The following is a 23,853-nucleotide window of genomic DNA, read 5'->3' on the forward strand; positions in this document are numbered from 1 at the left end:
GTGTCAGCGGACACAGTTGGCCAGCTAGGTGAGCGGAACTTCGTACCCTGCTACGAACTTTCGCTCACATGCGAGCGAAGCGAGCCAGCACGAACGCGTACAGCCCGTAGAGCGCAATTCCCACTCCGGCGAGGACCAGCAGAACCTGCCCGTACGGTTGGGCACCCAGTGTCTTGACGGCACCGTCGATTCCGGTGGCCTTGGAGGGATCGGACTGCAGTACCGCCACGACGACGAGGATGCCTGCCCCGACCAGCGCCGTGCCCTTGGCTGCGTATCCGGCGATACCGAGTTTGACGACGGCTCCGCTCTGGTGGCCTTCGAGATCATCGAGGAAGTTCTTCGAGACGCCTTTGTAGACGTGGTAGCCGCCCACACCGATGACGACGAGGGCGACGACGATCAGCACCAGCTTGCCGCCGCCGGATTCCATCAACCGGGCCGAGTAGCCGGCGTTCTGCTGGCCACTGGACTTTCCGGAACCGGTCGCGAAACCGTAGGTGGAGAACGCGAACGCGATGTAGACGACGGCCAGTGCCGCAGCCTTGAGACGATCGAGCGCACTTCCCTCGTCGGCGTCGGATTTCTTGCCGACGATCGCTTCGACGATTCGCCACAGGGCCAATGCAACAAAGGCGACCACAGCCACCCACAGGGCGATCTTTCCGCCGGGCTTGTCGGCCAGTTCGGCGAGCGCGCCGGACTGGTCGGCGTTACCCGCCTGACCGAACGCCAGCCGGATCGCGATGTATCCGATGAGGATGTGCAGCACTCCGCTGACGAAGTGGCCGGCGCGCGCCGCTTTCTCGAATGCACCGTTGTCTTGAACGGTGTTGGCCACAGACTTTCCCGACGTGTTCACGAACGTTCCCCGATCAGTTGACTTGAAGGAATGTTTACCCCGAGGAGGGGCCCGAGAAACCGTGTTTCCCCACGAAACGCCGCACGAGATCCCACTGCTGCGTTAACACCGAGCGGACACTGACCGATGTAGCAAGCGGAGTGTCGGGACCAACGAAGAAATTGTTCGGAGTGATCCACCGTGAAATTACAGTCGATAATGCGTCGTACCAGCAGTGATCTACCCCTGTTGAAGACCGCCAGGATGAGCGGGAGTCCGCGCACCTGGCCGGCCGAGAAGCTCGAACGACTCCTCACCCCACACGAACTCGATCTGATCAGACGCGGCCGAATCTGACCCTGCTGTTTCCAGGCCCGCTTGCCTCCCATTCGGGGCGAGCCGGTGGCATGCTCATGAGGTTGGTGAGCATCAGTCCTGGAGGGTCATGAAACCGGTCATTCTCAGTGTCGACGACGATCCCGGAGTATCGAGGTCGGTCGCCCGCGACCTGCGCCGCCGCTACGGCGAGCAGTACCGCATCGTGCGCGCCGAATCCGGTGCCGGGGCACTGGACGCACTCAAAGAACTCACGCTGCGCGGCACCCCGGTCGCCATTCTGTTGGCCGACTACCGCATGCCCCAGATGAGCGGCATGGAATTTCTCGAACAGGCGATGGACCTTTTCCCTACGGCCCGCCGCATTCTGCTCACCGCCTACGCGGATACGGACGCGGCGATCGACGCCATCAACGTCATCGACCTGGATTACTACTTGCTCAAGCCGTGGGATCCGCCCGAAGAAAAGCTCTACCCCGTGCTCGACGCCCAACTCGAGGCCTGGTGCGCGTACGACCACCGCGCCGTCGAGGACACCAAGATCGTCGGCCACCGCTGGTCTGCGCGGTCGTCGGAGATTCGCGAGTTCCTCGCCCGCAATCAACTGCCCTACCGCTGGTACATGTCCGACGAGTCCGAGGGCGCGCGACTGCTGGCCGCGGCAGGTGTGGCAGACGACCGACTACCGGTGGTCATCACCACCGAGGGGGATGCGTTGATCGAACCGTCCGACGCCGAACTCGGTAACCGGCTCGGTCTGACCGTGTCGCCGTCGGAGGAGTTCTACGATCTCGTCGTGATCGGCGGCGGTCCGGCAGGACTCGGAGCGGCTCTGTACGGCGCGTCGGAGGGTCTGCGGACGACACTGATCGAGCGGACCGCGACGGGCGGTCAGGCCGGTCAGAGCTCTCGCATCGAGAATTACCTGGGATTTCCCGACGGGGTCTCGGGTGCGCAGCTGGCCGAGCGAGCCCGGCGGCAGGCGTTGAAGTTCGGTGCCGAGGTCGTCACCACGCAGGACGTGGTGGGTCTCGACGTCAACGGATCCGCGCGTACCGTGCGGTTCGCCGACGGCCGCAGTATCAGTGCGCAGACGATCATCCTGTCCACCGGCGTCGCCTATCGACGATTGGACGCACCCGGAATCGACGACTTCACCGGCCGGGGTGTGTTCTACGGATCTGCGATGACCGAGGCCGCACGCTGTGCCGAGCAGGACGTCTACATCGTGGGCGGCGCGAACTCGGCCGGTCAGGCAGCGGTGTACCTCTCGCGCGGAGCCAGGTCGGTCACCATTCTGATCCGTGCCACCTCGCTGGAAGCGTCGATGTCGTACTACCTGATCAAGCAGATCGAAGAGAATCCGAAGATCAGCGTTCGGCCGTGTACCGAGGTCGCGGGCGTGGCAGGCGACGGTCACCTGGAGTCGATCACGCTGCGCAACCGGGCCACCGACGAGACCTCGACGGTCGACGCGCAGTACCTGTTCCTGTTCATCGGGGCTGCCCCGCGTACCGAGTGGCTCGACGGCGTGCTCGTTCGGGACGATCATGGATTTGTGGTCACCGGACCGGATCTCGTCACCGACGGACGCGGACCCGCCGGGTGGACACCCACCCGACTTCCGCATCACCTCGAGACGAGTGTGCCCGGGGTGTTCGCAGCCGGGGACGTTCGATCCGACTCGGCCAAACGTGTCGCGTCGGCAGTGGGAGAAGGAGCAATGGCCGTGATGTTGGTGCACAGATACCTGGCGAACCCGTGAGCACGCTCGCGTGTGATCCGGAGGAGTTGCGGACGCTGTTCCTGTTCGAGCATCTCACCGACTCTCAGCTGGCGGAGCTGTGTCGGGACGGGCGCATCGAGACGATCGAACCCGGACCGGTGTACGCCGAGGGCGACCCGGCGACGTGCTTCTACGTGTTGATGGACGGTGCGGTTGTCCTCTCGAAGCTCTCGGGCGGCGAGGATCTGGTGATCAACCGAACGTCGCAACGCGGGGTGTATGCCGGTGCGTGGCAGGCATATCTGGGTGATCGGGTGCCGCAGACGTACCAGGGTTCGATGCGGGTGAGTGAGCCCTCGCGCTTCTTCGTGCTCGACGCGGACTGTTTCGCATCGATCGTGCGCGAGTGGTTTCCGATGGCCCTGCATCTGCTCGAAGGATTGTTCTTCGGAAATCAGAACACCAAACAAGTGGTGGAACAGCGAGAGCGATTGCTGGCGTTGGGTTCTCTGTCGGCAGGGTTGACGCACGAGCTCAACAATCCGGCCGCGGCCGCGGTGCGGGCGACGTCCGCGTTGCGCAATCGGGTGGCGCACATGCGGCAGAAGTTGGCGATGATCGCCGGCGGAACCCTCGACCGTGCCAGCCTGGCGCGTCTGGTCGAACTGCAGAACGAGGCCGTGGAGTTGGTGGCCAAGGCACCCAAGTTGACGGCCATGGAGGCGTCGGACCGCGAGGACGAACTCGGAGAATGGTTCGAGGACAAGGATATTCGAGACGGCTGGGATCTTGCCCCCACGTTCGTCTCGGCGGGGCTCGATGTGCCGTGGCTCGATCGTGTATCGGCGACCGTCGACGATCCGACCATGCTCGAGGGCGCGATCAGGTGGCTCAACTACACGGTCGAAACCGAGTTGCTGATGAACGAGATCGCGGATTCGACCACGCGAATCTCCACCCTGGTCGGTGCCGCGAAGCAGTATTCGCAGATGGACCGCGCGCCGTACCAGACCGTGGATGTGCGGGAGTTGCTCGACAGCACACTGATCATGTTGGGCCGCAAGATCGGTGACGACATCGCGGTGGTCAAGGAATACGATCCGGCGGTGCCGCCCATCCCCGCCTATGCCGCCGAACTCAACCAGGTGTGGACGAACCTGATCGACAACGCCGTGCAGGCGATGGACGGGTCGGGGGTTCTGACGGTGCGAACGTCTTTGGACGAGGATCAGGTGCAGATCGAGATCTGCGACACCGGACCCGGTGTGCCGCAGGAGATTCGGTCACGCATCTTCGAGCCGTTCTTCACCACCAAGGCCGTCGGCGAGGGTACGGGTCTCGGCCTCGACATCTCGTGGCGCATCGTGGTGAAGAAGCACCAGGGTGACCTGCAGGTGGTGTCCGAACCTGGGAACACGCGCTTCATCGTGAGACTGCCAGTCCAACCCGCTGTCGAGGAGGCATCATGACCATCAAAGGCATCGACCCGCAGGTTCCGCCGTCGGGACCCGGCTGTGTCGAGTGCACGCAGACGCAGGGCTGGTGGGTGCACCTGCGTCGGTGTGCGCAGTGCGGTCATATCGGGTGCTGCGATTCCTCGCCGTCGCAGCACGCCAGCAAGCACGCCGAATCCACTCGACATCAGTTCGTGCGGAGCTACGAGCCCGGCGAGGAATGGTTCTACAACTACGCCGACGAGCAGATGTACGACGGCCCCGAACTTGCTCCACCGCAGCATCATCCACTCGACCAGACGGTTCCAGGGCCGCGTGAACGGGTGCCGTCGAACTGGCAGAGTTTGATCAACTGACTCGTTCGGCACCGGTGAAACACTGGGTATCGAGAAGGTGAACACCGCAAATCGGGCGCGCGTTGTGGGTAATCTCGCTCCATGACGTTGATTGCGGAGGATCTGCTGCTGTTGTTGCTCGACGACGAGTCGGGCAAACCGTCGGCAGACAGCACCAAATTGCCGCGGGTGCTGGCCGGCGCGTTGGTCGTCGAGCTCGCAATGTGTGGATCGCTGCGCATCACCGGCCCCGATGAGCAGATCAAGAAGGATCACGTGGTCGTGGCGGGGGAGCCGCCCGAAGACGCACTGCTGCGCCGTGTGTTCGATCTCGTGGCAACGACATCACGGCCGATGAAGCCGCAGAAGGTGATCGAGAAGTCGCAGAAGAATCTGGCCAAGGAACTGGCCGCGCGTCTGGCGGCGCAGGGTTTCGTCACCGAGAAGCAGGACAAGGTGTTGGGGTTGTTCCCGACGACGACGTGGCCCGCGCGCGATACCTCGCGGGAGAAGGTGCTGCGAGATGCGCTACGAAGCGCGCTCGTCGACGGCACGACTCCCGAGCCACATTCCGCGGCCCTGATCTCGCTCGTCTCGGCCGTGGATCTCACGCACAAGGTCATCACAGACGCGGACAAGAAGCTGTTGAAGAAGCGGGCCAAGGAGATTGCCGAGGGCGAGTGGGCAGGAGAGGCAGTGCGCAAGGCCGTCTCCGATGTGAACACTGCGGTGATGGCTGCGGTCATGGTGCCCGTCATCGTCTCGACCACGAGTAGCTGAGGCGACATGAGAAGCATTGCGATTCTGTTGTTCGACGACGTCGAGGTGCTCGACGCCTGCGGGCCGTTCGAGGTGTTCTCGGTGGCCAACCGGGTAGCCGAACGTGCCGGTAGCGCAGCGCCTTTCGAGGTTGCGCTCGTCGGGCTCGATGACGGATCGGTACGCGCGCGAGGTGGCATGAGGATCGGCGTCGACACCACGATCGACGATCCGCGGACCTACGACCTCGTCGTGGTTCCCGGCGGCGTCGTCGACGCGGTCGAAGCGGACGGCCGAGTTCTGGAGTGGCTGCAGCGAACTCGACCCACCGCAGAAGTGGTCGCGTCGGTGTGCACCGGTGCGTTCGTGCTCGCGGCAGCGGGACTGCTCGACGCGCGTCCGGTCACCACACACTGGGAAGATCTGGAATTGCTGCGGACAAGGTGGCCCGCGCTCGTTGTGCACGAGGGCGTTCGGTACATCGATCACGGCGATCTGGCGACATCGGCCGGTATCAGTGCCGGCCTCGATCTCGCGCTGCATCTGGTCGCGCGGTGGGCGGGCGCGGATCACGCCCTCGCCACCGCGGGCCAGATGGACTACGACTGGTCAGGCGCTGAGCACCCGTAGAACCAGCGCCACGACGGCGAACACGGCGAGTCCGGCGGCTGGGGCGAAGTCCTTGTCCTTGGCGCGAAGGTGCGCGGCAACCGCACCGACGAAGTAGAGGATGACGCCGACAGCAGCTGCCACGCCGATGGGCCAGACCAACAGGCCGACCAGGAGGCCGATGGCACCGAGTATCTCCGCGTAGGCCAACCACGGAATCTTGTCGGCGGGGACGCCCACCTGCTCGAGCATCGGGATGACGGAGGGATTTTTCGTCAGTTTGCCGATTGCCGAGAACGTGAGCGCCACGGCGAGCAGTACCGAGACGACGAGGGTTGCGATGAACATGATCCCTGCTTTCATTTCTGGGGCCACTAGTAAATCAGAAGTAGCAAGGCGGACTGTAGCACCTCGGTAGGGTGGAGTCATGGTCACGAACGAACAGCCACATGACTCCCGTGCGTGTGACGGAGCGTTGACCAAAGCCTTCGGCTTTCTCGGCAAGAGATGGAACGGAATTCTTCTTGCGACGCTGATGAACGGGCCGATGGGATTCTCGGACCTGCGCCGCGCCGTCGGCGGCATCAGTGACTCGGTGCTGTCGGAGCGACTCGGAGAACTCGGCAAAGCGGGGCTGGTGGCGCGCGCCGTCACGGACGGGCCCCCCATCTCGGTGGAGTACAGCCTGACGACCTCGGGTGAGGCGCTGTTGCCGTCGCTCGAGGCGCTCACCGACTGGGCTTCGAAAAACCTCTGACCCCCGCAACACCGTCGCGAGGGCCAGAGATGGATCGATCGGTCAGCCGGGGTGGTTGCTGTCTTTCTGTCCCTCGGCCGAGTCGGCGAACTCCTGAGTGTCGAACACCTCGCCGCCCAGCGGATCGACGGGAGCGTTGTCACTCGAGTATTCGACGGCTCCGGTCTCGGGATGAACCTCGAGCTGTTCGGTGGACACCTCGTGCACCGCGAGCACGACGGTCCCGGTGCGACCGGGCGAAGTGAGTCCCTCCCGTGACGCTGTCAGGCCTGAGAATGTGCTCGAGATGCCTGCCGACGCCCTCTTGCGCGGAGTCGACCGAGCTGGGTCCTGTTCGCTGTCCGCGACCTCCGGCGTAGTGGTCACGCGCACGTACCGCGGGGTGGTGGCGACGTCGTAGCGGAAGGCCTTGAGCATCGACACGCACGCGAGCACCAGAATGATCGAGAACGGCACGGCCGTGGCTATCGACATCGTTTGCAAGGCCGTCAACGATCCTGTTCCGCCGATGAGGAGCAGAACCGTCGCTGCCACGCCTTCGAGAATCGACCAGTACACGCGGGTGATCTTCGGGGGCTCTAGATCGCCGCCAGTGGAGAGGATGTCGATGACCAGCGAGCCGGAGTCGGAGGACGTCACGAAGAAGAACACGATGACGAAGATCGCCAGCACGCTGCTGATCGTGGCCAACGGCAACGTGTCGAGCAGCTGAAACAGGCTCGTGTTGGTGTCGACGGCACCGTCGACCAACAGGTCGCCGTTCTCGCGCTGACGCAGGATGCCGGCATCACCGAAGATCGTGAACCACAGCGATCCGATGATCGTCGGTGCCAGCAGTACTCCGAACACGAATTCACGGATGGTGCGGCCGCGTGAGATGCGTGCGATGAACATGCCGACGAACGGCGCCCAGCTCATCCACCAGCCCCAGTAGAAGATGGTCCAGTCGCCGGTCCAGCCGTCGTCGGAGAACGGTGATGTGCGCAGCATCAACTCGGGCAACGCCTGGATGTAGCCGCCGAGGTTCTGCACCCACGACTGCATGAGAAACAGGCTCGGTCCGGCAATCAGAACGAAGACTGCCAGAGCCGCGGCCATTCCCATGTTGATGTTGGAGAGCCATTTGAGACCGCGTGAGACGCCGGACACGACGGAGAACGTCGCGAGACCGGTGACTCCGGCGATGATGATGACCGTCACCCAGTTGTTGGTATCGACCCAACCCAGGTACTCGAGGCCGGCCGAGATCTGTTGCACACCGAATCCGAGCGAGGTGGCAACGCCGAACAACGTGCCGATGATGGCGACGGCGTCGATCGCATGGCCGATGCCGCCCTCGATGCGCTTGCGCCCCAGAAGCGGCTCGAGCAGCCAACGCACGGACAGCGGGCGTCCCTTGCGGTAGGTCATGTAGGCCAGCCCGAGGCCGACCACCACGTAGATGGCCCAGGCGTGCAGGCCCCAGTGGAACAGGGTCAGCTCCATCGCCTGACGGGCGGCCGGGTCGGTGCTGCCGGGAACGCCGCCGGCTTCGGGTGGTGTGACGTAGTGCGAAAGAGGCTCGGCGACGCCGTAGAACACCAGGCCGATGCCCATGCCGGCGCTGAACAACATCGCGAACCAGGACAGGACGCCGAATTCGGGCTTCTCGTCGTCACGTCCGAGGCGGATGTTGCCGACTTTGCTCAGACCGCAGTACAGCGCGAACAGCACGAAGCCGGTGGTGGCCAGGATGTACCACCAGCCGACTCCGCTGGTGATGGCGTTGTTGAGATTGTCGAATGCGTCGGCGGCAGTGCCGGCGTAGATCACCGAGAAGGCGATCATGACAAAAATGACGATAGATGCGGGGACGAAGACCGGCTTGAGCAGGCCGCCCCACGCTTCTTTTACTGCTTTCACTTACTTGACTTCCTTACAACTCGAGTCGAGGTGATCGGCTGACCACTATCGGTTTGCCGTTCTTTTTCCCTTGTTTTGGTCAAGTACCGGTAATCACCATAAACGACGTCGGCGCGGGCGGCGAAACGTGACGGAGCCGGTGAGCAGGGGAGACAAGCCCGCGTCGACAGTCTGCCGAGTCGCCGCGAACACCCGAACGGACTACAGTTCTGTCGATGTTGCGGTCTCGCCCGGTCGTCCTTCGTGGGAGTCGATGTGCCGCGAGTAGTGCTGTTGCACAGGTGATTCCGTGACTGCCGGTCGGTTGCAGCCGGGCACCGAGTTCGCGGGCTTTCGAGTGCAGCGTCGCCTGGGGGTCGGCGGCATGAGTGAGGTGTACCTGGTCCTCGGTCGCGGACACGATCGGCTCGAAGCGCTGAAGGTTCTCGATCGTGACGCATCGCGGTCACCGCGACTACGCACCAAGTTTCGGACCGAGGCCACCGTTGCCGCGCTGTTGGTGCATCCGAACATCGTGTCGGTGCACGAACACGGTGAGTTCGAGCACCAGCTGTGGATGTCGATGCACTACGTCGACGGGTACAGCGCGGCGCGACTGGTCGCTCGCGGTCAGATCGCGCTCGACGTCTCCCGCGTGGCGCGCATCGTCGGCGAGGTGGCCAAGGGGCTCGACTACGCCCACTCGAACGGCGTCCTGCACAGGGACGTCAAGCCGTCGAACATCCTCATCTCCACCGAGCGGGTGGACGGCTACGAGCAGGTGTTGTTGTCCGACTGGGGAATTGCGCGTTTGGTCGACGACTCGACGCCGTTGGTCGTCGGTGGAACGGTGCTGGCGTCCATCCACTACGCGGCACCGGAACTGCTCCGCGGGGAAGTGCTGAGCGCGCAGACCGACGTCTACGCATTGGGGGCGACTCTGGTCGAATTACTCACCGGGCGAACGCCGTACCCCTTGGCCACGCCACTCGCGATCACCGCAGCCCATCTGTCGGCCGAGCCGCCCGCGGTGACGCGGCGTCGGAGATCACTACCGCGGGGTCTCGACGCGGTGGTCGCACGCGCGTTGGCCAAGGACCCCGCCGATCGTTTCGAGACCTGTGTGGACCTGGCCGACGCCGTCGCTGCCGCCATTGCCGCAGGGATTCCGGAACCGCCCGTGCGACGCTCACCGTTCACTCGATCGAGATGGCTCAGGTTCTCCTGACGACACAGGCCCGTGCGTGAAGCAGGGCCCCGCATCGAGTCGATGCGGGGCCCTGTTCCTCGGGGTGTGTAAGGGTCACTCCTCCGGTTCGGTCGGACGATTCGCCACCACCGGGTACTGACCGGTGTAGCCCAAGCGTTCCTCGGCGACCGTGAGCACCTTGGTGCGTACCAGGTACCAGCCACCGATCAGGGCGGGAATGATGACCACCAGGGTGGCGATGGTCCACGACCCGATAGGCGCGTCGAAGGCCATCAGTACCAGCACGCCGAACAGGAACACCAGCGTGGCGTAGCTGGTGTACGGCGCGCCGAAGAGGCGGAACTTGGGCCGCTCCACGATGCCCTTCTTGGACCAGCGGTACAGCTGGATCTGGCACAGGACGATGGTTGCCCAGCTGGCGATGATGCCCAGTGCAGACATGTTGAGCACGATCTCGAACGCTTCGCCGGGGGCGATCGCGTTGAGGGCGACTCCGAACAAGGTGATGAAGCAGGTGAGCAGAATGCCGCCGAACGGCACTCCGCCCTTGGTCATCTTCTTGGTGAACTCCGGCGCGCTGCCGTTCATCGCCATTGACCGCAGGATGCGGCCGGTCGAGTACAGGCCGGCGTTCAGGGAAGACAGTGCCGCCGTGAGCACCACGATGTTCATGATGGTGCCCGCGCCGCCGAGGCCGATGCTCGAGAAGAACGTCACGAACGGTGAGGTACCGGACTGGTATGCGGTGTACGGCATCAGCAGTGCGAGCAGTACGAGCGAGCCGACGTAGAACAGTGCGATACGTGCGATGACCGAGTTGATCGCCCGCGGCATGATCTTCTCCGGGTTCTCGGTCTCACCCGCGGCAGTGCCCACCAATTCGACTGCGGCGTAAGCGAACACGACGCCGGAGATGACGATGACCAGAGGCCACGCGCCCGACGGGAACAACCCGCCGTTGTCGGTGATGAGACTGATGCCCGGCATCTGGGTACCGACGGGAATCCGGCCCGCGAGGAACACGACGCCCACGATCAGGAAGGTCACCAAGGCGATGACCTTGATGATGGCCGCCCAGAATTCCATCTCGCCGAACCACTTGACCGACACGAGATTCAAGCTCATGACGATGACCAGAGCGATCAATGCGATGACCCACTGCGGGATCACCTCGAAACTGCCCCAGTAGTGCATGTACGTCGCGATGGCCGTGACGTCGACTATGGCCGTCATCGCCCAGTTCAGGAAGTACATCCACCCGGCGACGAAAGCGGCTTTCTCGCCGAAGAACTCACGCGCGTAGGAGACGAAACTGCCCGACGACGGACGGTGCAGCACCAGCTCGCCGAGGGCACGCAGAATGAAGAAGACGAAGATTCCACAGAGCGCGTAGGCGAGGAAGAGGCCGGGCCCGGCGCTGGCCAGGCGTCCGCCCGCGCCGAGGAACAGGCCGGTGCCGATTGCGCCACCGATCGCGATCATCTGCAACTGCCGAGGTTTGAGGCCCTTGTGGTAGCCCTCTTCCTCGTGGTCCATCGCCGAGTTGTCGTACGAGGTGTCGACCGTATCGGACATGTTTCGATCCTTACTGTCGGATTTGTAGGGTTTTGTCCGAATTTTGTGGCGTCGAAGCTGTTGTCGCTCAACGGTATTAGCGCCGAGGGTTCGATGCACAGTATTCGGATGTTAACAACGCGTACGGGTGTGAACAGTGTGTGACGAATGGCAGCTCGGCTGAGCATCTGCTCGAGACCTGCGTCGCGCGGTGGCGTCGGGCGCAGGGGCGGTGGCGGTTCGCTCGAGGCGGACGACCTTGCACTCGCCATGGTCGAGTGCTAGAAATGCAGTTGGCACTCTCGACACGTGAGTGCCAGGTCGGGACACGGTGAGGCCGGGGAATCAACGACACCCCTGGTCGTCCGTCGCGGGCACCGAGCTCGGCCAGCAATGTGTCACCCCCAATCCGGAGGATCACTTCGCAATGGCCAAGATCATCGCGTTCGACGAAGAGGCACGCCGTGGCCTCGAGCGAGGCCTCAATGCCCTCGCCGACGCAGTAAAGGTGACGTTGGGCCCCAAGGGTCGCAACGTCGTACTCGAGAAGAAGTGGGGAGCTCCCACGATCACCAACGATGGTGTTTCCATCGCCAAGGAGATCGAGCTCGAAGATCCCTACGAGAAGATCGGTGCCGAGCTCGTCAAGGAGGTCGCCAAGAAGACCGACGACGTCGCAGGCGACGGCACCACCACCGCTACCGTTCTCGCCCAGGCACTCGTCCGTGAAGGCCTGCGCAACGTCGCAGCCGGCGCGAACCCGCTCGGCCTCAAGCGCGGCATCGAGAAGGCTGTTGCAGCCGTCACCGAGGCTCTGCTCGCGTCCGCCAAAGAGATCGACACCAAGGAGCAGATCGCTGCTACCGCTGGCATCTCCGCAGGCGACCCGTCCATCGGCGAGCTCATCGCCGAGGCAATGGACAAGGTCGGCAAGGAAGGCGTCATCACGGTCGAGGAGTCCAACACCTTCGGCCTGCAGCTCGAGCTCACCGAGGGCATGCGCTTCGACAAGGGCTACATCTCGGCGTACTTCGCCACCGATGCAGAGCGTCAGGAAGCCGTCCTCGAAGACGCGTACATCCTGCTCGTCAGCTCCAAGATCAGCACCGTCAAGGACCTGCTGCCCCTGCTGGAGAAGGTCATCCAGTCCGGCAAGCCGCTCGTCATCATCGCCGAGGACGTCGAGGGCGAAGCTCTCTCCACCCTCGTGGTGAACAAGATCCGTGGCACCTTCAAGTCCGTCGCCGTCAAGGCTCCCGGATTCGGTGACCGTCGCAAGGCGCAGCTCGCCGACATCGCCATCCTCACCGGTGGCGAGGTCATCAGCGAAGAGGTCGGCCTCTCCCTGGAGACCGCCGGACTCGAGCTGCTCGGTCAGGCACGCAAGGTCGTCATCACCAAGGACGAGACCACCATCGTCGAGGGCTCGGGAGATTCCGACGCCATCGCCGGTCGCGTCAACCAGATCCGCGCCGAGATCGAGAACTCCGATTCCGACTACGACCGCGAGAAGCTGCAGGAGCGCCTGGCCAAGCTGGCCGGCGGCGTTGCAGTCATCAAGGCCGGAGCCGCAACCGAGGTCGAGCTCAAGGAGCGCAAGCACCGCATCGAAGATGCAGTGCGTAACGCCAAGGCAGCCGTCGAAGAAGGCATCGTCGCCGGTGGCGGCGTGGCACTGCTCCAGGCAGCGCCCGCACTCGACAACCTCAAGCTCGACGGTGACGAGGCAACCGGCGTGAACATCGTTCGCGTCGCGCTGTCCGCTCCGCTCAAGCAGATCGCATTCAACGCAGGCCTCGAGCCCGGCGTCGTTGCGGACAAGGTTGCCAACCTGCCCGCCGGTCACGGCCTCAACGCCGCGACCAACGAGTACGAGGACCTGCTCGCTGCAGGCATCAACGACCCGGTCAAGGTCACCCGCTCGGCACTGCAGAACGCAGCGTCCATCGCGGCTCTGTTCCTCACCACCGAGGCCGTCGTCGCCGACAAGCCCGAAAAGGCCGGAGCGCCCGCCGGCGATCCGACCGGTGGCATGGGCGGCATGGACTTCTGAGTCCAGCCCCTCGCTGAAGAAGCCCGACTCCCTTTCGAGGGGGTCGGGCTTTTTCGTGCGTACTCGTCAGTCCCGGTGATACGCGATATTGATGACGTTGCCGTCGGGAGCGCGCACGAAGAAGCGGCGCACACCCCACGGCTCGGTTGTCAGTGGATGCACGATCTCGTAGCCGAGCTTCTGCGCTTCGGCGTACGCGCCGTCGACATCGTCGGTGTGCACCGACATCACCGAATCCTCCGGTGCGCGTTCGTCACGGGTGACCAGCTGAACGCTGACCGGACGATCGGGCGACGTCAGCCGCGCGACCCACCCAATGTCGAACTCCTCGGACGCCAGACCGAGGAACTCGGCGTAGAACGATTTTGCCGCGTCGACGTTCGGAACCCGCAGATTGGTGATGATGCTCGTCGTTCTCATCGAACTCCCTCCGAAACGTGGCCGGTCGACACGAACCGGACGGTTCGACGCTAGCTGCGGAGTCGGTGCTCCGCAGTTGTTTCCCATTGAGTGCGACACCGCGCAGTGGTTAGGGTCGGTCATGACTCGTATTCGCTCGATGGTCGCCGCATTGGCTGTGACCGCGGCCGTGGCGGGCTGCTCCACCTCGGGAACCGCCACGCCGGCACCGACGACCACTGATGTCATGGTCACGACCGAGCGAGCCGAGCCGTCGAGTACAGCGCCGCCCACGACCTCGAATGCCGCCGAGCCGTACGTCGTCGGCAGCACTCGGATCACCGGATCGACGGAGCATGCCACGTACGACGTCGCCATTCCGCAGCTCAGTGGTGGGAATCCCGCCGTGACGGCGGAATTCAACGAGTCGATGCGGGCGGCGTTGCAGGACTTGATCGACGGCCACAACGGACAGGACTTCGCCCTCAGCGACGGCTACTCGACGGGTGCTACCTACGTCGGTCGACGCGTGATCAGTGCCGAGCAGATCACCGATTGGATCGCCGTGCCGCCCGGTGCCCATGGTGACTCGCTGATCTCGACCGTGACGATCGACGCCGACACCGCACAGCCGATCTCCCTCGGCGATGCCTTCACCGACCTCGACACAGGCCTGGCACGGCTGTCGGACCGAGCAGCGAAGATCTTGCCGACCACCCGCGCGGGCGAGAGTTTCGAGCGCTCGGGCATCGAGCCGACGGTGGCCAACTTCGGGAACTGGACGGCATCACCGGAAGGGATGAACATTCACTTCGGTGACTACCAGGTGGGGGCCTATGGCATCGGCCTCATCACCATCACCGTGCCATGGACCGACCTGTCCGATGTCCTCGCTCCCGGCATGCAGGACGTGCTGAGCAGTTGACTGTCGGCACCGACCGCCACCGCAATGCGAGCATGGACCCATGATGATTCGCGCAGGGGTGCTGGACATCGCCTTCGACCGCTTCGGTGATCCGTCCGGCCGCGCAGTGGTGCTGCTGCACGGGTTTCCTTACGACACCAGGTCCTACGACGACGTCGCCAGGCTGCTCGCCGAGGCCGGCTACGACGTGGTGGTGCCGTACTTACGCGGCTTCGGACCTACCCGGTTCGTCGACGCCGACACGATGCGCTCCGGTGAACAGGCCGCGATCGGCCACGACCTCCGCGAGCTGATCATCGCGCTGGAACTCGACAAGCCCATCGTCGCGGGCTACGACTGGGGTGGGCGAGCCGCCTGCGTCGTCGCCGCGCTGTGGCCGGAGCTGGTGTCGGGCCTGGTGAGTGTCTCCGGATATCTGGTCCAGGACATCGCTGCCGCTGTGTCCACGCCGGTGCCGCCGCACCTCGAGAAGCGGTACTGGTATCAGTACTACCTGCACTCCGAGCGAGGCCGGGCCGGGCTCGCGGCCTACCGCGCAGAGATCGCCCAGACACTGTGGACGGATTGGTCGCCTACCTGGAGGTTCGGTGACTCCGAATTCGCCGCCACCGCACCCTCGTTCGACAACCCCGACTTCGTGGACGTGTCCGTGCATTCCTACCGTCACCGATACGGCATCGAGGCCGGGGATGCGGCCTATGCAGAAACGCAGGAGTTGCTGACGCGGCAACCGAGGATCACGGTGCCCACGGTCGTGATCGATCCGACCGAGGACACCGTTGCCTCGCTGTACGGCAGCCCGGACCACGCGGCGCACTTCACCGATCTGATCGATGTTCGTCAGGTCGATTGCGGCCACAACCCGCCTCAGGAGTTGCCCGGGCAGTTCGCCGACGCCATCGTGACGCTGGGCCAGGTGGTCCGGGATCGCGAAAGGGACTAGTCGACCGCGAGCTCGCCCAGTTCGTTCCAGTCGGTGCCGTCCACCTCTTGGCTGATGATCTTCGGCGTCTCCTGCAGGTACGGCGGGAGGTCCTTCTGCGCCTGCTTGAAGTGATCCGAGTTCACGTGCGTCGCACCGGCATCGGGATCCTTGAAGGCCTCCACCAGGACGTACTCGGTGGGGTCGTCGAGGGTGCGCGACCAGAAGTACCAGAGGCATCCTTCTTCGGCTTGGCACGCTTCGGTGAAATCGCGTGAGATCTCGGGCCAGTTGTCGGCGTGCTCGGGCTTGACCTTGAACTTGGCGGTGATGAAGATCAACGTTGCTCCCTGTGTTCGATGTGACGGTAGTTGTGGTGACGGCTTTTGGTACTACCCGGTTTCACGGTACGAGAATCGCGCGGCCGCGAACCCGTCCGTTGTCGAGGTCGTCGATGGCGCTCTGGAAGTCGTCCAACGAGTAGGTCTGCGTGTGCAGATTCACCGCGCCGCGTGCGGCGAGGGACATCAGATCGCACAGGTCGTTGTAGGACCCGACGAGATTGCCGACGATGTTCTTCTCCGCCGAGACCAGGTCGATGGTCGGCACGTCGACGTTCTCGCCGTACCCGATGACGTGATAGTCACCGGCCCGCCTGGTCATCGCCAATCCTTCTGCGGTGGAGCCGTTCTCGCCGACGAAGTCGAGTACCACCTCGGCCCCGAAGCCGCGGGTGAGTTCCATGACCTGATCGACCTGGGTACCGTCGGCGACCACCGCGTGATCTGCGCCCAGGGTGAGCGCCAGCTTCACGGCATCGGCATTGCGGTCGATGACGATCAACTCGGCCGGGGACAGCGCCTCGAGTACCTGAATACCGATGTGGCCCAAACCGCCTGCTCCGATGACGACGCACTTGTCTCTCGGTGTCAGACGCCTGGCCGCCTTCGCCGCCGCGTGGTACGCCGTCAGACCGGCATCGGCCAGCGCGGCGACGGCAGACGGTTCGAGTGAATCGTCGATCTTCACGACTGTCCTGGCGTTGGTCCGCAGATAATCCGCGTACCCGCCGTTGGTGTCGATGCCGGGGAAATCACTCGTCTCGCAATGGACGTCGTCTCCGGATCGGCAGGCGCGGCACAACCCGCACGTCACCAGCGGATGCAGGATCACCTTGTCGCCCTCGCGCACGTTGGTGACCGCCGAGCCGACGGCATGGACCCACCCGGCGTTCTCGTGCCCGATCGTGTACGGCAGTGTGACGCCGGACTTCTCGGCCCATTGGCCTTCGAGGATGTGCAGATCGGTGCGGCACACGCCGGCCCCGCCGATCTTGACGATGACGTCGAGTGGGCCCTGTACTTCCGGAATCGGAACCTCGGTCATCTCCAGATTCCTGTGGTACCCGACCACCTGGACTGCGCGCATCGTGCTCATCGTGACTGCTCCTGTGTAGTGCTGTGCTGGACGGTGAGGGTGGTGAGGGGGATGAACGCGCCTTCCATGCGAGGTACTTGCTGCTCTTCCGACCCCGGGTAGCGGGTCTGCAGCAGTCCGCGACAGAAGTGCGCGTTGCCGTCGATCGAGACGCGGGTGGCGCGGGCGCGCCGCATCACCATCGTCAGATCTCCGGTGTGTGGACGACCGGTGTGATCGACCAGCGCCGGTGCGGCCGGATCGACCCTGAGGCCGAGTGCCTCGCGTCGGCGAAGCAGCGCGGTCGAGGTGCGATCGTCCGCTAGATCTCCGAGAACCACTGCGGCCAAGTCATTTTCGGTCGAGTCGGGATTGGCGCGCAACCATGCCATGAGCGAGCGTTCCATGGCCGCCACATAGGCCTTGCGTCGGAACGTCGCTCGTAATTCCTCGAGATCCTCCTCGGCCTCGTGTCCGAACGTGCCTCGGTAACCTGCGTCGGCGGCGAGGCCGGCGTTGATCTTGTCCGAGTCGTGGTGATCGTCCAGTTCGACGAGAACGCGCTCGGTCCACGGCAACGCCGTCAGCACGTCCTTGGAGTCTCCCGCCATCAGATACGCGAAGTTCGGCGAGCAGAACGACGTCGGCAGTCGAAGATGAACGTGCACCGTGCCGTCGTCGACCTCGAGGGATCGAACGAAGCCGAGATCGGTGATGGGCTCGTCCAATTCAGGATCCAGGACGACACCGAGGGCGGCGTAGGCCTCGTCCTTCCTGGTAGTCGTAGCGGTCGTCATGTCACACCGCCGCGAGGTCGGCGCGTTCGGGCTGACGAGGACCGGTCTCGGTCTCGTCGGCGTCGGGCAGCTGCAGCTCGGCGGGTACCGGGATGTCGTAGAGCTTGGCGGCGTTGAGTCCGAGCACCTTCTTCTTCTGCTCGAGCGTGATGGGTGCGTATTCGTCGAGGGACTCGTGGATCTGGAAGTCGACGAATCCTTCGACCAGCCACTTGGGTGTCCATAGCGCGTAGTCGGAAGAGAAGAAGATGCGGTCCTCGCCGAGCCAGTACAGCAGTTCACCCATGATCTGACCGAAGTACTTCGGGCGCGTGTGCATGAACGGAATGGCCACGGCGAGGCCGGCGTACACGTTGGGCTCCTGGGTGGCGATCCAGCAGAAATCCTCGAGCCGGGGCAGTCCGCAGTGTTCGACGACGAAGTTCAGATCGGTGAAGTCGGTGGCCACGTGATCGACATCGGCGACGTCGAATGCATCGCGATCGAGCGGGCGGATGGTCGGCCCCTTGTGCACGTGGATGTTCTTGATGCCGACCTCTCGGCACACTTCGAGGTAGCGACGCGTCCAGTCGTCGTCGAGCTTGTAGCCGCGGGAGTCGCCGTGCCACTCGGCGGTGTAGAGCTTGACGCCCTTCAGTCCGAAGCGTTCCGCGTCGGCACGCAGTTGGTCGAGGCCACGCTCACCGTTGCGGGGGTCGAAGTGATGGTTGTAGGTCAGTTTGTCCGGGTGTGCGGCGGCAAGTGCCGACGCTTCCTCCGTCTGCCCGAACCCGGTCTTGTAGAACTCCCCGAGGTGCGCCGGCTGGAAGATCGCGTGGTCGACGTATCCGATGTCGAACAAGTCGTGCATCAGCCGCTCGCCACCCTGGTAGAGGTACTCGTCGTACGTCCACAGCTCGCTCTCGGGCGAGAGGTTGCGGTGATAGTCGTAGAAACAGTCGATGAACTGCTTGCCATGGATGTTGCGTTGGTTCTCCTGCCGCGCGTCCCACAGGGCGATGTGGGCGTCGACGATGAAGAAGTTTTCGCCGTTTTTCGTGTACATGCGTGAGCCTCCCGAGGTGCGGTTCGTGACGTGGGTCACGTTTGTCTGTGCACGACGGTAAGGCGGTGTGGCCGCCTCGAGGGCCTCTCGTTGTCTCAATTCGAGACGGTCGACAGATCGGTATTGCGACCTGCGAATGTAACGTGGGTCACATGGCTGAATCGGAGGGCCTCGCGCGAGCCCGACTCCACTCGGAGCCCCTCGCTGCCGTCTCACACCGTCTTCTCGCATCCTGGCACCGCAGTCAGCGGTACGGCGTCTCGCTGGACGAGGTTGCTCCCGTCTTCTCGGGAACCTACGACGGTGAATCCCTGTTCTACCGGTGCGGCAGGGAAGTGCTCGACGGCCTGCGTGACACGTTGGCGAACGAGCCGGTATCGATGATGCTGACCGACGCCGACGGCCTCGTACTGGATCGCGTCAGCGCCGACCGTGAATTGCTCGCCGCCCTCGATCGCGTCCATCTGGCACCCGGGTTCTCGTATGCCGAGGATCAGACGGGGACCAACGGACTCGCGCTGGCGCTCGCGGATCGGGTGCCCGCGGTGGTCAGAGCCGACGAACACTATTCACTGTCGCTGGCCGGGTACACGTGTGCGGCCGCTCCGGTGCTCGATCCACTGACCGGCCGGGTCGAGGGGTGCGTCAACCTCACGACGTGGTCGCAGTCGTCGTCGGATCTGCTTCTGGCCCTTGCTCAATCGGCGGCCGGGAACACCTCGGCCATGATGCTCGCACGGTCGCAGGGCCAGCAGCCTCGGCCGGCTCCGCGCGGTGAGGTGTTCCGGGTCGAGACCGCGCACAGCGGAGCGGGATCCGGCATCGTCGACGACCTCTCGCCGGCGTGGCGCAGCGCGTTCGGCGCCGCGAGATCAGCTCTGGCCGATCATGGTTCGGTATTGATGGTCGGCGAGGCAGGATCGGGTCGAGCCACCGTCCTGGCCCGAGCGCTACGGGCATCGCGGCCCCGTGGCCGGATCCTCAGTGCCGGTGCACCCGCTGCCCGTGACGCCGAAGCTTGGCTCGACCTGTGGACTCCCGAATTGCCGAAACCCGATACTGCCGTGGTCATCCGTGACGTCGACAGGCTGCCCGCCCGCGCGGCGGATACGTTGGCCGAGCTACTGCGCCGCGCGGGAGCAGGCGTACCGGTGACCGTGACGGCATCGAACTACGACGACGTGCCGCATGCACTGGCCGGATTGCTGCGCACGGTCGTCGAATTGCCTGCACTTCGGCATCGGCCCGACGATATCGCGCCGCTCGCACTGCACCTGGCGGGCCGGGTGCGCGGCCGGGCAGTCACGCTGACCGGCGCGGCCCAGCGGGCATTACGTGAATATGCCTGGCCGGGCAACGTGGCGGAAGTGGCGACGGTGATGCACCACGCCGCGATTCGAGCCGATGTCATCGGCGTCGAACACCTTCCGCCGGAGGTGCTCTCACACACCACCCATCGACTCACTCGCATCGAGACGTTCGAGCGCGACGAGATGATCCGCGTGCTCACGCGCCCCGGCATCACGATGAGCGAGGCGGCGGAGGAGCTGGGCATGAGCCGCGCGACCATCTACCGCAAAAGAGACCGTTACGGCATCACGCTGCGTTCTTGATCGCTTACCCTCGACCTCATGGCCAGTAGCTCTCCGTCGATCGAGTTACCGGTCGGTGACCGCATCGTTCGCATCTCCAATCCCGATCGGGTGTATTTCCCCGAGAGCGGTGCCACGAAGCTGGATCTGGTGAACTACTACCTGAGCGTCGGCGACGGCATCGTGCGCGCGCTACGGGAACGCCCGTGCATGATGCACCGCTTTCCCAAGGGCCTGGCCGGCGACAAAGTGCACCAGAAGCGCGTGCCCAACGGCGCGCCGCCGTGGCTCGAGACGGTGCAGGTGACGTTTCCCCGCTACAACCGCACCGCGGACGAGCTGTGTGTGACGGAACTGGCGCACGTGGCCTGGGCGGTGCAGATGTCGACCGTCGAATTCCATCCGTGGAACAGCCGCCGCGCCGACGTCGAGATGCCCGACGAGTGGCGCATCGACCTCGACCCGATGCCCGATTGCTCCTTCGACCGAGTCCGACGCGTGGCCGGAGTGGTGCAGGAAGTTCTGGGAGATCTCGGGGCCGTCGGCTGGCCCAAGACCTCGGGAGGTCATGGCCTGCACATCTACGTTCGGATCGACCCGGCCTACGGATTCAAGGACTTGCGAAGGGCTGCACTGGCTTTCGCGCGTGAGGTGGAGCGTCGCGCACCGGAGGACGTGACCACCACGTGGTGGCGCAAGGACCGCGATCCGTCGAAACTGTTCGTGGACTACAACCAGAATGCCCGTGATCACACCATCGCCAGCGCGTATTCGGTTCGCGGAAATCAGCAGGCGACGGTGTCGACGCCGATCTTGTGGGACGAAGTAGCGAGCGTGGATCCCCGCGAATTCACGATCCACACAGTGCCTGCCCGATTCGCCGATCTGGGTGACCTGCACGCGGGCATCGACGATGCGGTGTTCGCCATCGACGAGCTAGTCGAGTGGGCTGAGCGCGACGAGCATCAGGGTTTGACGGAGCCCGAGGAGTAGCCGAACTCGAAGTTATGGACGGAAATCAGCGGAAATCCGTCCATAACTTCGAGTTCGGCGGCACAAATCAGTCGGTGCCGGACTCGATGGCGGCGTGGTCGAGTGCAGAGGAGTCCACGGAGCTCCCGGGGCTGCTCGCGGCGATGGCGTCGGCTCCGCCGGCAGGCAGTTCGCCGATCAGGTCGCCCCAGGCCGTGAGCTGATTCTGCGCGGCGTACTGCTCGAGTTTGCTGCGGGAATCGGCGATGTCGAGGTTGCGCATCGTCAGCTGGCCGATGCGGTCGCCGGGGAAGAACGCCTGGCCCTGACTGCGTTCCATCGACAGCTTCTCGGGGTGGTAGCTGAAGTTGGTGCCCTGGGTGTCGACGATCGTGAAGTCCTGGCCGCGGCGCAGACGCACCGTCACACTGCCGCTGACGACGTTGCCGACCCAGCGCTGCAGACCCTCGCGCAGCATCAGCGCCTGCGGGTCGAACCAGCGTCCCTCGTACAGCAAGCGCCCGAGTCGACGGCCCTCGTTGTGGTACGAGGCGACGGTGTCCTCGTTGTGGATGGCGTTGACGAGGCGCTCGTAGGTGATGTGCAGCAACGCCATTCCGGGGGCCTCGTAGATGCCGCGGCTCTTGGCTTCGATGATGCGGTTCTCGATCTGGTCGCTCATGCCGAGGCCGTGGCGTCCGCCGATGGCGTTGGCTTCCATGACGAGGTCGACGGGGCTGTCGAAGCTCTTGCCGTTGATCCGCACCGGGCGGCCGCGCTCGAACTCGACGGTGACCTCTTCGGGAGCGATCTCCACCTCGGGGTCCCAGAACCTGACGCCCATGATGGGGCTGACGATCTCGAGGGACGTGTCGAGGTACTCGAGCTTCTTCGCTTCGTGGGTGGCACCCCAGATGTTGGCGTCGGTGGAGTACGCCTTCTCGGCGGAATCTCGGTAGGGGAGGGTGCGCTGGGTGAGCCACTGCGACATCTCGTGGCGGCCGCCGAGCTCGGCGACGAACGCCTCGTCGAGCCAGGGCTTGTAGATGCGCAGCTGCGGATTGGCGAGCAGACCGTAGCGGTAGAACCGCTCGATGTCGTTGCCCTTGTACGTCGAACCGTCGCCCCAGATCGAGACGCCGTCTTCGGCCATCGCGCGAACCAGCATCGTGCCGGTCACCGCACGGCCGAGCGGGGTGGTGTTGAAGTACGTCTGCAGCGACGAGCGAATGTGGAATGCGCCGCAGGTCAGCGCAGCCAGGCCCTCCTCGACGAGCGGCTCACGGCAGTCGATGAGCCGCGCCTGCTCGGCCCCGTAGGCCAGGCCGCGCTCGGGCACATCGGACAGATCCGGCTCGTCGTACTGGCCGATGTCTGCGGTGTAGGCGTACGGAATCGCGCCGTGCTCGCGCATCCATGCCACGGCCACCGAGGTGTCGAGACCGCCGGAGAATGCAATGCCGATTCGTTGGCCGACCGGGAGGGAGTTCAATACCTTCGTCACGGCAAGCAGCCTAGTCGGACGGGCTACTCGGGCTGTTATGGGTGATCGGCGAGCGACTCCACTGCACCCCGGACCGCATCGAGATGCGCGGTCATGGCGCGTGCTGCCGCGTCGTACTCGCCTGATCGGATGCCGTCGACGATCGCATCGTGCTCCACATTGGACTGCTGCTGGCGGTGGGCGACGAGATTGAGCGTCTCCGATTGCCGCGTCAACGCATCCCGGATGTCGACGATGATCGCCTCGAACACTCGGTTCTTGCTCGCCCGCGCGATCGCGGTATGGAACTGCGCGTCCAGCAGCACCCAGGCCTCGTGGTCGTCCTCGGAGCGCATCTCGTCGGCCAGGCCGGCGAGCACCGTCAGCTCCTCCTCGGTGCGACGCTCCGCGGCCCAGCCGGCGGCGGGAATCTCGACGTGCGGGCGGGCCTCCATCAATTCACGGGCCGCGTAGTTGCCTATGTCGAGGTCGCTGCCGACCCGATCCCGGACGACAAAAGTGCCGAGGCCCGTCTTGGTTTCGGTCAGACCGAGGGCATGGCACGAGCGCAGAGCCTCGCGGATGACGGAACGGCTGACGCTGTGCCTGGCGGCAAGGGCCGCCTCGGACGGCAACTTCTGGCCGACGGGGAGATCTCCCGACGAGATAGCTGCGCGTAGATCTGCGAACACCGCCTCGGCTGCGCTCATGCGCGCAGTGGTGGGCTGCCTGACCGCCCAGCTGTCCGACAGGTTCATAACGTGATCCTAGCGTGGGGTTGACCGAT

General features: G+C 64.4%; 23 protein-coding genes. 12 read left to right on the plus strand and 11 right to left on the minus strand.

The annotated features are described in order from the left end of the window. Positions 1 to 64: 64 nt before the first annotated feature. Positions 65 to 862 carry a DUF1206 domain-containing protein gene (locus CH294_RS14330; protein WP_032401777.1) on the minus strand — a complete coding sequence of 266 codons (798 nt, stop codon included), beginning with the start codon at positions 860 to 862 and terminating at the stop codon, positions 65 to 67. A gap of 424 nt (positions 863 to 1,286) precedes the next feature. Here CH294_RS14330 and CH294_RS14335 point away from each other — a divergent pair, with 424 nt between their 5' ends. From CH294_RS14335 to CH294_RS14355, 5 genes are all read left to right on the plus strand, one after another. Continuing rightward, a complete protein-coding gene (locus CH294_RS14335; RefSeq protein ID WP_037148826.1) occupies positions 1,287 to 2,942 on the plus strand; it encodes an FAD-dependent oxidoreductase in 1,656 nt (551 codons plus the stop codon). After that, positions 2,939 to 4,372, plus strand: coding sequence for an ATP-binding protein (locus tag CH294_RS14340; protein WP_032401779.1), 1,434 nt, complete (start codon positions 2,939 to 2,941; stop codon positions 4,370 to 4,372). The genes CH294_RS14335 and CH294_RS14340 overlap by 4 nt, the downstream gene beginning before the upstream one ends. Further along, a complete protein-coding gene (locus tag CH294_RS14345; protein ID WP_094738300.1) occupies positions 4,369 to 4,713 on the plus strand; it encodes a UBP-type zinc finger domain-containing protein in 345 nt (114 codons plus the stop codon). The genes CH294_RS14340 and CH294_RS14345 overlap by 4 nt, the downstream gene beginning before the upstream one ends. A gap of 81 nt (positions 4,714 to 4,794) precedes the next feature. Then, entirely contained in the window at positions 4,795 to 5,472 is a 678-nt protein-coding gene (locus CH294_RS14350) for a GPP34 family phosphoprotein (protein ID WP_094738301.1), read from the plus strand. Between the two features lie 6 nt (positions 5,473 to 5,478). Next, positions 5,479 to 6,081 carry a DJ-1/PfpI family protein gene (locus CH294_RS14355; RefSeq protein WP_094738302.1) on the plus strand — a complete coding sequence of 201 codons (603 nt, stop codon included), beginning with the start codon at positions 5,479 to 5,481 and terminating at the stop codon, positions 6,079 to 6,081. Here CH294_RS14355 and CH294_RS14360 read toward each other — a convergent pair. Further along, positions 6,061 to 6,408 carry a DoxX family protein gene (locus CH294_RS14360; protein WP_032402070.1) on the minus strand — a complete coding sequence of 116 codons (348 nt, stop codon included), beginning with the start codon at positions 6,406 to 6,408 and terminating at the stop codon, positions 6,061 to 6,063. The genes CH294_RS14355 and CH294_RS14360 overlap by 21 nt on opposite strands. Before the next feature lie 79 nt (positions 6,409 to 6,487). Between CH294_RS14360 and CH294_RS14365 the strand changes: the two genes are divergently transcribed. Next, entirely contained in the window at positions 6,488 to 6,817 is a 330-nt protein-coding gene (locus tag CH294_RS14365; RefSeq protein ID WP_032380276.1) for a helix-turn-helix domain-containing protein, read from the plus strand. Between the two features lie 42 nt (positions 6,818 to 6,859). Here the strand turns inward: CH294_RS14365 and CH294_RS14370 are convergent, their stop codons facing one another. Beyond that, a complete protein-coding gene (locus tag CH294_RS14370; protein WP_032401782.1) occupies positions 6,860 to 8,719 on the minus strand; it encodes a BCCT family transporter in 1,860 nt (619 codons plus the stop codon). Positions 8,720 to 9,008: 289 nt separating this feature from the next. Here CH294_RS14370 and CH294_RS14375 point away from each other — a divergent pair, with 289 nt between their 5' ends. Next, the gene (locus tag CH294_RS14375) at positions 9,009 to 9,926 is read left to right on the plus strand and encodes a serine/threonine-protein kinase (RefSeq protein WP_094738303.1); all 918 of its coding nucleotides are present in this window, start codon (positions 9,009 to 9,011) and stop codon (positions 9,924 to 9,926) included. 75 nt (positions 9,927 to 10,001) lie between these two features. Here the strand turns inward: CH294_RS14375 and CH294_RS14380 are convergent, their stop codons facing one another. Then, complete coding sequence (locus CH294_RS14380; RefSeq protein WP_032380279.1) at positions 10,002 to 11,483, minus strand: amino acid permease; 1,482 nt, start codon at positions 11,481 to 11,483, stop codon at positions 10,002 to 10,004. Between the two features lie 406 nt (positions 11,484 to 11,889). Here CH294_RS14380 and groL point away from each other — a divergent pair, with 406 nt between their 5' ends. Continuing rightward, complete coding sequence (gene groL / locus CH294_RS14385) at positions 11,890 to 13,515, plus strand: chaperonin GroEL (RefSeq protein ID WP_032380280.1); 1,626 nt, start codon at positions 11,890 to 11,892, stop codon at positions 13,513 to 13,515. Positions 13,516 to 13,581: 66 nt separating this feature from the next. Here groL and CH294_RS14390 read toward each other — a convergent pair whose 3' ends face one another. Continuing rightward, on the minus strand, positions 13,582 to 13,935 hold the full coding sequence (locus tag CH294_RS14390; RefSeq protein ID WP_094738304.1) for a VOC family protein: 354 nt from the start codon (positions 13,933 to 13,935) through the stop codon (positions 13,582 to 13,584). Positions 13,936 to 14,056: 121 nt separating this feature from the next. Here CH294_RS14390 and CH294_RS14395 point away from each other — a divergent pair, with 121 nt between their 5' ends. Further along, a complete protein-coding gene (locus CH294_RS14395; RefSeq protein ID WP_094738305.1) occupies positions 14,057 to 14,839 on the plus strand; it encodes an RsiV family protein in 783 nt (260 codons plus the stop codon). A gap of 40 nt (positions 14,840 to 14,879) precedes the next feature. After that, the gene (locus CH294_RS14400) at positions 14,880 to 15,782 is read left to right on the plus strand and encodes an alpha/beta hydrolase (RefSeq protein WP_094738306.1); all 903 of its coding nucleotides are present in this window, start codon (positions 14,880 to 14,882) and stop codon (positions 15,780 to 15,782) included. On the opposite strand, the gene CH294_RS14405 is transcribed toward CH294_RS14400, so the two are convergent. The 4 genes from CH294_RS14405 to CH294_RS14420 all read right to left on the minus strand — a co-directional run bounded on the left by CH294_RS14405 (position 15,779) and on the right by CH294_RS14420 (position 19,019). Continuing rightward, positions 15,779 to 16,102, minus strand: a complete 324-nt coding sequence (locus CH294_RS14405; protein WP_027498443.1) for a putative quinol monooxygenase — start codon at positions 16,100 to 16,102, stop codon at positions 15,779 to 15,781. The two genes, CH294_RS14400 and CH294_RS14405, sit on opposite strands and share 4 nt — an antisense overlap. Before the next feature lie 61 nt (positions 16,103 to 16,163). Further along, entirely contained in the window at positions 16,164 to 17,189 is a 1,026-nt protein-coding gene (locus CH294_RS14410) for an NAD(P)-dependent alcohol dehydrogenase (RefSeq protein ID WP_032402071.1), read from the minus strand. A gap of 5 nt (positions 17,190 to 17,194) precedes the next feature. Beyond that, a complete protein-coding gene (locus CH294_RS14415) occupies positions 17,195 to 17,974 on the minus strand; it encodes an iron-sulfur cluster assembly protein (RefSeq protein ID WP_094738307.1) in 780 nt (259 codons plus the stop codon). Between the two features lies 1 nt (position 17,975). Then, entirely contained in the window at positions 17,976 to 19,019 is a 1,044-nt protein-coding gene (locus CH294_RS14420) for an amidohydrolase family protein (protein ID WP_032401787.1), read from the minus strand. A 152-nt stretch (positions 19,020 to 19,171) separates the two neighbouring features. Between CH294_RS14420 and CH294_RS14425 the strand changes: the two genes are divergently transcribed. Then, the gene (locus CH294_RS14425; protein ID WP_032402072.1) at positions 19,172 to 20,632 is read left to right on the plus strand and encodes a helix-turn-helix domain-containing protein; all 1,461 of its coding nucleotides are present in this window, start codon (positions 19,172 to 19,174) and stop codon (positions 20,630 to 20,632) included. 18 nt (positions 20,633 to 20,650) lie between these two features. Next, positions 20,651 to 21,604 (plus strand): non-homologous end-joining DNA ligase, encoded by a 954-nt coding sequence (gene ligD, locus CH294_RS14430; RefSeq protein ID WP_094738308.1) that lies wholly within the window; start codon positions 20,651 to 20,653, stop codon positions 21,602 to 21,604. A 67-nt stretch (positions 21,605 to 21,671) separates the two neighbouring features. On the opposite strand, the gene argG is transcribed toward ligD, so the two are convergent. Both argG and CH294_RS14440 read right to left on the minus strand, forming a co-directional pair. Then, positions 21,672 to 23,087: an argininosuccinate synthase gene (gene argG, locus CH294_RS14435; protein ID WP_094738309.1), complete on the minus strand. Its 1,416-nt coding sequence runs from the start codon at positions 23,085 to 23,087 to the stop codon at positions 21,672 to 21,674. Between the two features lie 35 nt (positions 23,088 to 23,122). Then, positions 23,123 to 23,824 carry a FadR/GntR family transcriptional regulator gene (locus CH294_RS14440; RefSeq protein ID WP_032401790.1) on the minus strand — a complete coding sequence of 234 codons (702 nt, stop codon included), beginning with the start codon at positions 23,822 to 23,824 and terminating at the stop codon, positions 23,123 to 23,125. Between the last annotated feature and the right edge of the window lie 29 nt (positions 23,825 to 23,853).

The sequence above is a fragment of the Rhodococcus sp. 14-2483-1-1 genome, assembly GCF_002259335.1.
In the GTDB taxonomy this organism is placed as follows: Bacteria; Actinomycetota; Actinomycetes; order Mycobacteriales; family Mycobacteriaceae; genus Rhodococcoides.